The sequence below is a fragment of the Rhodococcus sp. NPDC058639 genome (assembly GCF_042717545.1).
Classification (GTDB): Bacteria; Actinomycetota; Actinomycetes; order Mycobacteriales; family Mycobacteriaceae; genus Rhodococcus.
Genome location: NZ_JBHXRF010000001.1, coordinates 168,430 through 180,235 on the forward strand (window position 1 = coordinate 168,430; position 11,806 = coordinate 180,235).

Consider the following 11,806-nt stretch of genomic DNA (forward strand, 5'->3'; position numbering starts at 1 on the left):
GGAGGGTTCCCGACGCCGTGCACCGGCCGTAGCGTTACGGTCGGTGCATGTCTGCGGATCCCACAGCGCCGCCCTCGCCCTCACCCTCCACGGCCCGGGAGCGGCGTACCCCGGAGCCCCACCCGTCGCTGTCGGCACGCCTGAGCAGCCACCTCACCGCCGTTCCGCACATCGCCGGGCTGATCCTCGGCGTGTATGCGATCGCGATGGCCCTGTGGTCGATTTCTCCCACCCTCCGATTTCTGATCCGCACGCCGCGCGAGTACATCGACGAGTACTACTTCGACGCCCCCGACACGAGCCTCTCGCTCGCATTGGTCGTCGGACTGCTCGCCGGAGCAGTCGCAGGGCGTAAACGCATCGCGTGGTGGATTCTCACGATCTACCTCGGTGGCTTCACGATCACCAACCTCGTGTCCGCGATCGTCGAGAGCGACGCGACCCACCTGGTGGCCCTGGTTGTGCATCTCGCAGCGGTGGCCGTCCTCCTCCTCGCGTACCCCGAGTTCTACACCCGGGTCCGGCGCGGCGCGGTGTGGACGTCGGTGGGTGTGCTCGCAGGCGGACTGGTCGCCGGCACGCTCGCCGGATGGGGTCTGGTCGAACTCTTTCCCGGCACCCTGCCGCCCGCCGACCGTTTCCTGTGGGCACTGAACCGTGTTACCGCGCTGGGCTTCATCGACAACGATCAGTTCGCAGGTCGCCCGCACGGATTCGTCAACACGACCCTCGGTCTGCTCGGCGCACTGGCTGTGCTCGCCGCCGTCGTGGTGCTGTTCCGGTCCCAGCGCTCCACCAACGCCCTCACCGGACCCGACGAATCGGCGATCCGGGGGCTCCTGTCCCAGAGCGACGACTCGCTCGGCTATTTCGCGACGCGGCGCGACAAGGCGGTCGAATTCGCGCCGAGCGGCAAAGCTGCGGTGACCTACCGAGTCGAACTCGGAGTCTGCCTCGCGAGCGGCGATCCCATCGGAAACCCGGAAGCCTGGCCCCACGCGATCGACGAGTGGCTCGACCTGGCACGCGCCTACGGCTGGACACCCGCTGTGCTCGGCGCGAGCCGGGAAGGGGCGACGGCGTATCACCGTGCGGGACTGAACGTTCTGGAACTGGGCGACGAGGCAGTGCTGTCCACGGACAGTTTCACTCTCACAGGTCGTGAGATGCGTCCCGTCCGCCAAGCCGTCAATCGCGCGCGGAAATACGGTGCGACAGTGCGCATCACACGCCACCGGGATCTGTCACCGATCGAGATGTCTGCGGTTGCGCAGCGCGCCGACGCGTGGCGCGACACCGAATCCGAGCGTGGGTTCTCCATGGCCCTCGGGCGTCTCGGTGATCCGATCGACGGTGATTGTCTGCTCGTCGAGGCAGTGGTGGAGGGGTCGGTTGTCGCGATGCTGTCGCTGGTCCCGTGGGGCTCCGACGGAGTCTCCCTCGATCTGATGCGGCGCGATCCGCACGCTCCCAACGGCGTCGTCGAATTGATGGTGTCCGAACTGTGCTCCCAGGCAACGGAATTCGGTATCCACCGAGTGTCCCTCAACTTCGCGGTGTTCCGCTCCGCATTCGAAGAGGGTTCACGCCTCGGAGCCGGGCCGATCATGCGACTGTGGCGGTCGATCCTGCTGTTCTTCTCGCGGTGGTGGCAACTCGAGGCGCTGTATCGCTCCAACGTGAAATATCGGCCCGAGTGGGTACCGCGGTATCTGTGCTTCCGCGAGACACGGGAGATCCCGCGGGTCGCGCTCGCCGCAGCCGTCGCCGAAGGATTCCTCACCCTGCCGAGCTTCGGCCGTCGCACCACACGCACCCACACCGGCACCCATTCGTCGTTCCCCCACAACGTCGACTCGGCAGAAGCACTGCACGACGACGGAAGCGCACCCGACTCCGCACCGGACGACGCCGACACCGTCCACGCCCGCAGTGACACCCGTCCGGAACAGGACCGGGTGCGGAGGGCGACCCTCGAACGCATCATCGAGCACGGGGTGGACCCGTATCCCGTCGCGATCGCCCCGACACACACCGCCGCCGAAGCACGTACCGCCCTCACCGGCACGCGCGTCGTGGTCGCCGGACGGTTGATGCGCATCCGGGATTTCGGTGATGTGCTGTTCGCGGTCCTGCGCGATTGGTCCGGCGACATCCAGATTCTCGTCGACAGCCAACGCGTTGCCGGCCAGCGCTTCCTGTTCGATCTCGGTGACCTCGTGGAGGTGACCGGCCGGATGGGACGCAGCCGGAGCGGGGAGATCTCGGTGCTCGCCGACTCGTGGCGGATCGACGGCAAGTGCCTGCACCCCCTACCCGACAAGTGGCACGGGCTCACCGATCCCGAAACGAAAGTGCGGCAGCGTTACCTCGACCTCGCGATCGACACCCGGGCGCGAGGACATCTCGCCGGCCGGAGCGCGGTCGTGCGGTCGCTGCGCGAGGAACTCCAGTCCCGCGGATACCTCGAGGTCGAGACCCCGATCCTGCAGGCGGTACACGGCGGCGCCAACGCGGCGCCGTTCGTCACGCACATCAACGCGTACGACACCGACCTCTACCTCCGGATCGCCCCCGAGTTGTACCTCAAACGACTGTGTGTCGCGGGCATGACGAAGGTGTTCGAGATCGGACGCGTGTTCCGCAACGAGGGTGCCGACTTCAAGCACAATCCCGAGTTCACGATCCTCGAAGCTTATGAGGCACACAGCGATTACGAAAAGATGCGAGTCGTCGCCCGCGAACTGATCCAGGCCGCCGCACGCGCGGCACACGGCCGGGAAGTCGTCCTGCGCCCGAATCCGGACGGCACATCGACCGAGATCGACATCTCGGGAGAGTGGCCGGTCAAGACGTTCCACGACGCGCTCTCCGAAGCACTCGGCACGTTCGTCGATGCACAAACGCCCGTCGAGGTGCTGCGACGTCTCTGCGACGAGCACGGGATCGCCTACAACCCGTCGTGGGACGCGGGCGCAACGGCGCAGGAGATGTACGAGCGCCTCGTCGAGGCCCGCACCGAATTCCCGACGTTCTACACCGACTTCCCGTCGTCGGTGTCACCTCTGACCCGGCCCCACCCGCGTAAACCGGGTGTCGCCGCGAAGTGGGATCTCGTGGCCTGGGGAGTCGAACTCGGCACGGCCTACAGCGAACTCACCGATCCCGTCGACCAGCGTGCCCGTCTCACCCGGCAGTCATTGCTCGCCGCAGGCGGCGACGAAGAGGCGATGCAACTCGACGAGGACTTCCTGGAAGCCCTCGAGTACGCGATGCCGCCTACCGGCGGACTGGGTATGGGTGTCGACCGGATCGTCATGCTCGTCCTCGGCGGCAGTATCCGCGAGTCGCTGGCGTTCCCGTTCGCGAAGCCGCGCCGGCCCTGACAGGCGGTTTCACGTGAAACGGCCGCACCTGGCATCGTGGGGTCCGTGCAGCTACTCCTGATCCGCCACGCGGAGCCCGACAACGCGCGTTCCGGCACCGGGCTCCCGGTCGACCCGCCGCTCACGGAGGGCGGACGACGGCAAGCCGAACGTCTCCCGGACGCGCTCGCGCCGTACCGGATCACGCGGCTGTTCTCGAGTCCCCAACAGCGCGCGGCGCAGACCGCGGAACCGGTTGCCGCGACTCGGCAGCTCGAGGTCGAACAAGTGGAGGATCTCGCCGAGTACGACTACGGCCTCGACCACTACCTCACCATCGAGACCGCCAAGACCGTCGCGTCGGACGCCTACGACCGAATCCGTGCCGGCGAGCTACCGGACTTCGTCGACGCGGAACTTTTCCGCACGCGGGTACTGCGGGGACTCGACCATGTAGTGGCCTCGTGCGATCACTCCGACACCGCCGCGATCTTCGTGCACGGCGGAGTGATCAACATGGTGCTGCAAGACCTGCTCGGCCTTCCGCGGCCCTTGATGTTCCCCATCGAATACACGTCGGTCACCCGCATCCTCGTCTCTCGCACGGGTGCGCGCCGGGTCGCCTCGATCAACGAGACCGGCCATGTGAGGGACACCCTCCGGGTGTGAATCAGCGCTGCCGCGACCCCAGTTACCGCCGGGTACGGGGAGTGGCCAGGCGCATGACGATCCGGGGTGAGCCGCCGAGGGTTCCCCGTACGGGCGCGACCTCGACGAACCCGGCCTTTTCGAACATCGACCGCAATCCCGGGTAGGTGAACACGGCATCGACCTTCTCGCCGGTGTCGAGGGGATAGCCCTCGACGACCTCGGCGCCGTGCTCACGTGCGAACGCGATCGCTCCGAGCAGGAGTTGCTGTCCGATACCTCTGCGGCGACGCCGTCCCTTCGTACGGAGACAGAAGATCGACCACGGGTCGACTTCATCCACCCGCGGATAGGTCTCGGTGTCCTGCAGCGCGGCAACCCGGGAGCGGGGTGCGACGCCCGCCCATCCGACCACCTCGCCGTCGAGATACCCGAGGATTCCCGGGGCCGGACGGTGAGCGCACATCTCGAACACCCGCGCCCGGCGCTCGCCGGCGTCCAAACCGGACGCCTCCGCGCCGAGCCGATAGGTGAGACACCAGCACGCCAGGGCGTCCGGCCGGCGCTTGGGACCCAGCATCTCGGTCACGTCGTCGAAGGCCCGCTGTGTAGCCGGCCGGAACTTCATGACCGTCGACTCGGTGCTCATGAGCTCGGTGAGGTCTCGACCGCCTTCGCCATGGTTCCCACCGTAAACAGATATCCCGGCACGCCTGCGTCGTTTTTACACTCCGGTTATAAGACGAGCGTGGAGCGTGACATCGAACGACTCCGTGGTTCCGGGGTGCCGTTCGTCTTCCCATATGGCCGCGCCGGTTGTGTCGCCCGTCGCGCAGGAGTGGAAGAACCCTGTTCCGGATGCCGACGCCGCGGACCCGGTTGGTACGGTCACCGCCGGAGGTGGCACCGGATGGATGCGGACAGGATCGACGAGCTTGTGCAGAACGGGCTCAGCACACAACACGAACTCGAGGCGGTCCTCGGGGCACCGCATCCGGCGATCGTGGACAAGGCCCGCCCGCATCTGACGCCGCTCATCCGCAACTTTCTGTCGCTCGCCCGCTTCTTCACCCTCGCGACCGCCGATGCAGCGGGCAACTGCGACTGCTCACCTCGCGGCGACCTCACATCCTCGGTGCTGGTCCTCGACGATCACACGATCGTGCTGCCTGACCGGCCGGGAAACCGGCGCGCCGACTCCTACCGGAACATTCTCGAGAACCCGCACGTGGGCTTGCTGTTCTTCGTCCCCGGTGACGAAGAGGTTCTGCGGATCAACGGCCGTGCCACCCTCTCGACCGACCCCGAACTTCTCGAGAAGCTGTCGCTGAGCGGGAAGCCGGCGCTGCTCGCGGTGATCGTCCGGATCGACGAAGTGTTCCTGCACTGCGCCCGCGCGTTGCTCCGCGCAAGGTTGTGGGATGCGGCGACCTATCCGAAACACGAACTCGTCCCCAGCATGCGCGACATGCACGCCGAGCTCGTCTCCATCGACGTCCCCGCCGACGCCGAAGCCGGGAAGCGCGAACTCTATCGCGAATACCTGTACTGAGGTCGTGCCCGGCTCACGCCTTGGATGCGATCCAGTCCCGTAGCCAGCGCGTCGCGGTGGTGCCCACCGCGGCCCACACGTTCTTCACCCCCATCGACCCGTCCCGCTGTCGTCGCCCACTGCGTCGCCCGTTGTTGATCAAGAGAATGTCATATGCCCCGAAGCGAGCGCGAGGTTTCGGTGCCGGTGGCGGGCACGGCGGGGGGATCGCCCTCACCGGATGACGGTGACCCGCCCACCGCCGATGTTCGTCACGAAGACGTTGCCCGTCCCGTAGTCCACATCGGTGCCCGGTACCGATCGGTCGACCACGCTCGCTCCGGTCCCTGCCGGGGGATCGACCACCGCGATATCCGGGCCGAAAAGGTTGGTCACGTAGACATTTCCGGTGATCGGATCGGTGATCACCGCGCCGGGGGGTGGCGGGGGCGACGGGGGCAACGGTCCCGGATCGCCATCCGTGACGGTGACCGCACCGGTGCCGATGTTCGTCACGAACACGCCGTCGGTGCCCGCGTCGACCGACATCTCCGGCATCCCGGGAGCCGGTGGGGGTGTGCTCGGCGCCGCGGGTTCCGGTGTGACAGACCGGCGGTCGACGGCGACCGCGCCCGTTCCGAAGTTCGTCACCGCGACGTTGCCGACGCCGCCGTCGACGCGCATCTCGACGAACGCCGTCGACACCTCGGTGCGTCCCGGCACCCGGCCTTCCGGGTGACTGACGCTCACCGTGCCCGGGCCGACATTGGTGATGCAGGCGTTGCCGGTGCCGCCTTCGACGCCGAGAAGCCGTGGGCCGTCGAAGCCGAACACCGCGGGGACAGGATCGGCCCCGTCCACCGAGACGATTCCGCCGGCGTTCTGGATGCACGCTCCCGCCGGATCGGCAGCGGCCGCCGGAGCCGTCGAGACAGCCACCCCGGCGATGCACGCGCCGACTGCGAGGAGCGTCCATCGTCGTCGCGAAACAGTCATGGGCAAAACGGTAACCGCTCCGTCTCCGGTGGGCGGAAGAACGACGCTAACTCGAACCGGCGATGCGTTTACACCGCCCGCTGACAAACCCTGCTTACAAACCGACTGCGTCCTCGGGCCGCTCGGCGGTTCGCCACCCGGGGATCTCCGCGCCCGACGCCCACGTGGAGTGCGTGCCCGAGCTGACCCGTTCCGGAAGACGAATCCGGGCGACCGGGCCGTCGGCGAGACGCTGTGCGTCGAAGACGAGGCACTCGGACAGATCACGATTCATGTCGACGGTCATGGTGACGAGGTATCCGTCGTCCTCCCCCGAAGACCCGATCCGCGGCGCCATCACGGTTTCGCTTCCGAACACCCCCTCGCCGAGCGCGTAGTGCTCTTCCGCGCCGGTCAGCGAGTCGTGCTTGACGAGGCCGTCGAACAGGAACCACCCGGGCAAGCCCGTCGCCGCGTACGTGTAGCGGTGCGGTACTCCCGTGTGTACGGGGCTGATCATGCCGAACTCCGTGACCCGTTCGGAGAGGCGCTCTTCCGTGACGCCGCCGGTGCGCAGATTCAGGCGCCACCGGTGCAGGTGCGTGCCCATCCTGTCGAGAGCGAGAAAACGGAACATGCGCTCGTAGAGCGACCCGTTCCCGGTGTCCTCCGGCTCGGGTGTCTCCTGGTGGAACCCTTCCAGGACGATCTCGTCACCGTCCTCGTAGGCGTTCGTCCAGTGCAGGACGTAGGTGGGAGCCGCGTCGAACCACCTGATCTCGCTTCCGCCGCCGCGCCGCGGGAGCACGCCGAGGCGCATCGGCATGTCGGGATGGAAACGCGAGACGTACTTACCCGCCGCTAGGGCGTCGGGGATCCAGAAGAGCGGGCAGTCGTTGAGGATGGCGTAGTTCTCGGTGAACGCCATGTCGTGGGGTAGCCGAGGACCGGGCAGTTCGATGTCGGTGTAGTGCACGAGTTTGTCGGACGAGTCGACGACGCCGTAATGCATATACGGCGCGTCCGTTCCGTAGTTGAAGAAGAGCATCTCCCCGGTGCGGTGATCGACCTTGGGATGCGCCGACACTCCGAGATTCGACGGGAAGTCGCCGCCCCACTCCGCTTTTCCGAGAGTCTCGAGCGACATCGGATCCACCCGGTACAAGTCGCCGCACTGCCAGAAACTGGTGAGCGCGACCCCGTTGTGCACGGTGACATCCGTGCTCGATCCGTCCTTCATCCTCGTGCGCGCACCCCATCCGTCGGTGCGTTCCGACTTCGCCGGATTCTCGGCGATTCCCGCCCAGAGTGCGCGGCCGGCTTCCTGCTCGGCGACGAAGCCGTCGGTCCGGACGAAACGGTTCCGGTAGAACGCCTTCCCGTCGCGAAAGCCGACGACATGCACCATGCCGTCACCGTCGAACGGGTGGTAGCGGCCCTGCTGGGCAGGATGCACCGGATTCTCGGTGTTCCGGATGTATACCCCGTCGAGATCGGCGGGCAGTTCCCCGACGATCTCCAGATCGTCGGCGCGGTGCTCGGTGACCTGGGGTCGCCACGGCCCGGTGCGATAGGGATGGTCGTCGTCGGTGGGCAGCGTCGACAATGCGCGGCCGAGAATTTCGAGGTCCATCGATGCTCCTTCGGCTCAGCCGATGATGAGGGATACGGAAGTGGTGGTGCTACCACCGAAGTTGAAGGTGGCCGCCCGTCGGGCGCCGTCGACTTGGTAGGCACCGGCGGTACCGGTGACCTGGCGATGACAGTCCAACGCCATGCGCACGCCCGTGGCACCCACCGGATGTCCTCCGCCCAGGAGTCCCCCGCTGGGGTTCATGGGCATCCGGCCGCCGATCTCGAGATCGCCGGCTTCCACGGCGCGCCAGCTTTCGCCGGGCGGTGTGAGACCGAAGTGGTCTATCGCCACGTACTCGCTGATGCTGAAGCAGTCGTGCGTTTCGATCAGGTCGAGCTCGTCCACGTCTCCGATTCCGGCGCGTCCGTATGCGTCGGCGACGGTGTCCGCGAGGTGCGGAAACATCAAACCGCCGTCCGAACTGCGTGCGAGCTTCTCCTCGAGGGAAAGCCCGACGGTGCGGTGGCCCCATCCGAGAATCCGGGAGCGGGGGTGCGCGTCGAACTCCGGGTGCCGGGCGACGTACCGATCGCTGACGAGGACCACGCCCGCTCCTCCGTCGGTGAGGGGGCCGCAGTCGATCTTGCGCAGGCTGCCCTCCACCAGCGGATTGGCGGCGTCGTCGGCCGTGAACGACTCGGGGGAATAGGACCGCGTCCGGGTCTGCGCGCGGGGATTGCTCCGGGCGTTGCGGATGTTGAGTTCGGAGATGGCCCACAGATGCGCCGGGTCGAGTCCGTACCGTGTCGCGTACTCGCCGGCGACGCGATCGAACATGTAGGGCCACATGAATTTTGCATCCTGTCCCTCTCTACCCACCCACGCGGCGGGACTCATGTAGTTCGTGCCGATGTCACCCGGCACGGTCTTCTCGAGTTCGACGCCGAGGACGAGTGCGCAGTCGTAACGTCCTGATTCGAGGTCGGCCATCGCGGCGAGTATCGCCAGAGAGCCCGACGCACATGCTCCCTCGTGCCGGCTCGCGGGAACGTCCCACAGTTCGGGGATCATGGATGCCGGCATCGCCCCGAGGTGACCCTGCCCGGTGTAGAGCTGGCCGAAGGCATTGCCCACGTGGACGACGTCGACCTCGCTCGCGGCGATCCCCGCGTCGTCGAGCGTGCGGGTCGCGACCTCGGCGGTGAGATCGCCGATGTCGAGGCCTTCCTTGGTGACGTTGCGGGCGAAGTCGCTCTGGTAGCCGCCGGCGATCCACACCTGAGCTGATGTCATGTCGTCTCGCTTTCGAGATCGGTTCGACGGGTCGGTGGAGGTCTTGGGAGAGTAGTTCCGCGACGGTGAAGCCCGCCGTCCCCGTTTAGTACAGTTATTGAAGCATCTTGGTGTGAGCCACGCAACGACGAATGCGCACCGGAGGAGGTTGGCCCGTGACCCGAAGCAACACCGTGCCGAGCGACCGGTCTGCGACCGTCAACCCGGTCGCTGCCACGCTCGACCTGCTCGGCGACCGGCTCACGCTCGCGCTGCTCGGACACGCGTTCGTGAGCGGCACGACCCGGTTCAACCAGTGGCTCGAACTCACCGGCGCCCCGTCCTCGGTGCTGACCGACCGGCTCCAGTCGCTGGCAGCGGCCGGCGTGCTGGAACGCTCCCCTCAGTCGGCCGGCTCGGATCGACACGACTACCTGCTGACCGAACTCGGTACCGCCACCTGGCCGATCCTCGTGTGCATCTGGAGTTGGCAACGGGAGTGGACACCCGAAGGTGCGTGGCAGCCCGATCTGGTGCACGACGTCTGCGGGCACCGTGGGCCCGCGGTCATCCGCTGCGGATCCTGCGGCACCGTCGTCACCACCCACGACACGGACATCGAGATGGACGCGGAAGCGATCTGGACCGTGACCTCGGGTGCCCGGCGGCGCTCCACCCGCGGGCCCGGCGGCAAGAACGTGTCGGCAGACATGCAGTTCAACGCAGTGATGGAGGCCCTCGGGGATCGCTGGAGCGGCGCGATCACCGGTCTCGCACTGGCCGGAGCCCGCCGGTTCGGAGAGTTCCGGTCGGCGCTGGACATCTCCCCGACGACGCTCACCGATCGCCTCGCGCGCCTGTGCGCCGCGCAGATCCTCGGCCACCCGTCCGGTGCCGACCGCCAATACCGTCTGACACACCGCGGTCGCGCGCTGTTCGGCGTGTTCGTCTTCCTGATCCGGTGGTCCACACAGGCATTCCCGGAGGCGCCCGGGCCGCTGCGGATTCTGCACCGCGAGTGCGGCGCGATCCTGCATCCGGAACTTCAGTGCAGGGGGTGCGACGGGCCGGTGGATCGGCACACTGCCCGGATCGAGCCGATGTTGCCCCACCCCTGACGCGGGCCTTTGGTCCCCATCTTGACACCGACCGACGTCACCCGGTATCACTTCGTTAGCTGTAGTGACTCGGGTCACGACATTCAACGAGTCGGAGCAAATCTGTGAATCGGAGCAATCCCCCGTACATCTACGACGCCGTCCGCCTTCCCCGTGCCCGCGTGCGCAAGAGCGGCGGCACCCTGGCAGGCGTACGTCCGGTCGAGCTGATCGCCCGGCTTCTCACCGCACTCGACGAACGCTGCGGTGCATCCGAGGTTGTCGACGACGTGCTCCTCGGGATCAGCACAGCCACCGGAGAACAGGCCGGCGACCTCACCAGAGCGGCCGTGCAGTGGGCGGGCTGGCCCGATCGCATCCCCGGCGGCGTCGTCTCCCGGTTGTGCTGCTCCGGGCTCGATGCCATCGAAAGCGCAGCCGCACGGGTGGCCGCCGGTACGGCGCGCGCGGTGGTCGCGGGGGGCGTCGAATCGATGTCCCGGGTGCCGATGTTCTCCGATTCGCCCCCGATCGCTGTGGACCCCGAACTCGGTGAACGGACCGGGTTCGTCACCATCGGGGTGTCGGCCGATCTCACGGCGGCACGGTACGGGTTCACCCGAGAACTACTCGATGCCTACGCGGTGGCCTCGCACGCACGTGCCGCAACCGCTCCCCCTTCGCCGTCCCTGATCAGCATGAAAGTCGGCGATACCGAACTCGATGCGGACGAGGGCCCGCGCCCCGGAGTGACACTCGACGATTTCGCCGCGCTGCCCGCGCTCTTCGGAGAAGACGCCGGTTGGGAGCGGGTCGCCCGCCGGTTACCGGATTCACCGCGACCGGCGGCGGGATTGCACACGATCGCGACCGCGCCTCAGCTGGCAGACGGAGCCTCTGCGGTTTTGATCGGTGACGCCGAAGCCGGTGCGGCCCTGTCGATGCGGCCCCGCGCCCAGATCGTCGGCACGGCGCAGAGCGCGGTCCGCTCACCGCTTCTCACCGCACCGGTGGTTGCCTCGAACCGCGCGCTCGCACGTGCCGGCATCACCGCGAAGGACCTCGACGTCGTCGAAATCAACGAATCCTTCGCCGTGACACCGCTGATGATGATCGAGGAACTGCACCTCGACCCGGCCCGCGTCAATGTCCACGGCGGCGCTCTCGCCGTCGGGCATCCGCTCGGGGCCACCGGCGGCATTCTCGTGGCTCACGCACTCGACCAGCTCGAACGCACCGGGGGCGAGCACGCGCTCGTCACCATCCCCGCAGCCCTCGGTCTCGGCGCAGCCCTGGTGCTCCGCCGGCTGTGAGCGATACCCGCACCCGCTTTCCCACCCGG

At 67.4% G+C, this 11,806-nt stretch carries 10 protein-coding genes; 5 read left to right on the forward strand and 5 right to left on the reverse strand.

The window, feature by feature from the left end; genetic code table 11:
* Positions 1–47: 47 nt before the first annotated feature.
* Positions 48–3,386, forward strand: a complete 3,339-nt coding sequence (gene lysX, locus ACFWU2_RS00785; protein ID WP_378598825.1) for a bifunctional lysylphosphatidylglycerol synthetase/lysine--tRNA ligase LysX — start codon at positions 48–50, stop codon at positions 3,384–3,386.
* A gap of 45 nt (positions 3,387–3,431) precedes the next feature.
* On the forward strand, positions 3,432–4,034 hold the full coding sequence (locus ACFWU2_RS00790) for a histidine phosphatase family protein (protein ID WP_378598833.1): 603 nt from the start codon (positions 3,432–3,434) through the stop codon (positions 4,032–4,034).
* 22 nt (positions 4,035–4,056) lie between these two features.
* On the opposite strand, the gene ACFWU2_RS00795 is transcribed toward ACFWU2_RS00790, so the two are convergent.
* Positions 4,057–4,662, reverse strand: coding sequence for a GNAT family N-acetyltransferase (locus tag ACFWU2_RS00795; protein WP_378598836.1), 606 nt, complete (start codon positions 4,660–4,662; stop codon positions 4,057–4,059).
* A gap of 261 nt (positions 4,663–4,923) precedes the next feature.
* On the opposite strand from ACFWU2_RS00795, the gene ACFWU2_RS00800 reads away from it, so the two are divergent.
* Positions 4,924–5,565 (forward strand): MSMEG_1061 family FMN-dependent PPOX-type flavoprotein, encoded by a 642-nt coding sequence (locus tag ACFWU2_RS00800; protein ID WP_378598839.1) that lies wholly within the window; start codon positions 4,924–4,926, stop codon positions 5,563–5,565.
* Positions 5,566–5,578: 13 nt separating this feature from the next.
* Here ACFWU2_RS00800 and ACFWU2_RS00805 read toward each other — a convergent pair whose 3' ends face one another.
* The 4 genes from ACFWU2_RS00805 to ACFWU2_RS00820 all read right to left on the reverse strand — a co-directional run bounded on the left by ACFWU2_RS00805 (position 5,579) and on the right by ACFWU2_RS00820 (position 9,388).
* On the reverse strand, positions 5,579–5,782 hold the full coding sequence (locus ACFWU2_RS00805; protein ID WP_378598842.1) for a hypothetical protein: 204 nt from the start codon (positions 5,780–5,782) through the stop codon (positions 5,579–5,581).
* Complete coding sequence (locus ACFWU2_RS00810) at positions 5,779–6,540, reverse strand: hypothetical protein (protein ID WP_378598845.1); 762 nt, start codon at positions 6,538–6,540, stop codon at positions 5,779–5,781. The genes ACFWU2_RS00805 and ACFWU2_RS00810 overlap by 4 nt, the downstream gene beginning before the upstream one ends.
* A gap of 94 nt (positions 6,541–6,634) precedes the next feature.
* On the reverse strand, positions 6,635–8,152 hold the full coding sequence (locus ACFWU2_RS00815) for a carotenoid oxygenase family protein (protein WP_378598848.1): 1,518 nt from the start codon (positions 8,150–8,152) through the stop codon (positions 6,635–6,637).
* 15 nt (positions 8,153–8,167) lie between these two features.
* Positions 8,168–9,388 carry an acetyl-CoA acetyltransferase gene (locus ACFWU2_RS00820; RefSeq protein ID WP_378598851.1) on the reverse strand — a complete coding sequence of 407 codons (1,221 nt, stop codon included), beginning with the start codon at positions 9,386–9,388 and terminating at the stop codon, positions 8,168–8,170.
* 155 nt (positions 9,389–9,543) lie between these two features.
* On the opposite strand from ACFWU2_RS00820, the gene ACFWU2_RS00825 reads away from it, so the two are divergent.
* Both ACFWU2_RS00825 and ACFWU2_RS00830 read left to right on the forward strand, forming a co-directional pair.
* Positions 9,544–10,485, forward strand: coding sequence for a winged helix-turn-helix transcriptional regulator (locus ACFWU2_RS00825; RefSeq protein WP_378598854.1), 942 nt, complete (start codon positions 9,544–9,546; stop codon positions 10,483–10,485).
* Between the two features lie 104 nt (positions 10,486–10,589).
* Entirely contained in the window at positions 10,590–11,777 is a 1,188-nt protein-coding gene (locus ACFWU2_RS00830; RefSeq protein WP_378598857.1) for an acetyl-CoA C-acyltransferase, read from the forward strand.
* Positions 11,778–11,806: the final 29 nt, after the last annotated feature.

Excerpts from the sequence above, each read along its gene's own strand:
- ACFWU2_RS00815 (WP_378598848.1), bottom strand. The coding sequence starts at position 8,152 with ATGGACCTCGAAATTCTCGGCCGCGCATTGTCGACGCTGCCCACCGAC.
- ACFWU2_RS00800 (WP_378598839.1), top strand. The coding sequence starts at position 4,924 with ATGGATGCGGACAGGATCGACGAGCTTGTGCAGAACGGGCTCAGCACA.
- ACFWU2_RS00810 (WP_378598845.1), bottom strand. The coding sequence starts at position 6,540 with ATGACTGTTTCGCGACGACGATGGACGCTCCTCGCAGTCGGCGCGTGC.
- lysX (WP_378598825.1), top strand. The coding sequence starts at position 48 with ATGTCTGCGGATCCCACAGCGCCGCCCTCGCCCTCACCCTCCACGGCC.
- ACFWU2_RS00820 (WP_378598851.1), bottom strand. The coding sequence starts at position 9,388 with ATGACATCAGCTCAGGTGTGGATCGCCGGCGGCTACCAGAGCGACTTC.
- ACFWU2_RS00795 (WP_378598836.1), bottom strand. The coding sequence starts at position 4,662 with ATGAGCACCGAGTCGACGGTCATGAAGTTCCGGCCGGCTACACAGCGG.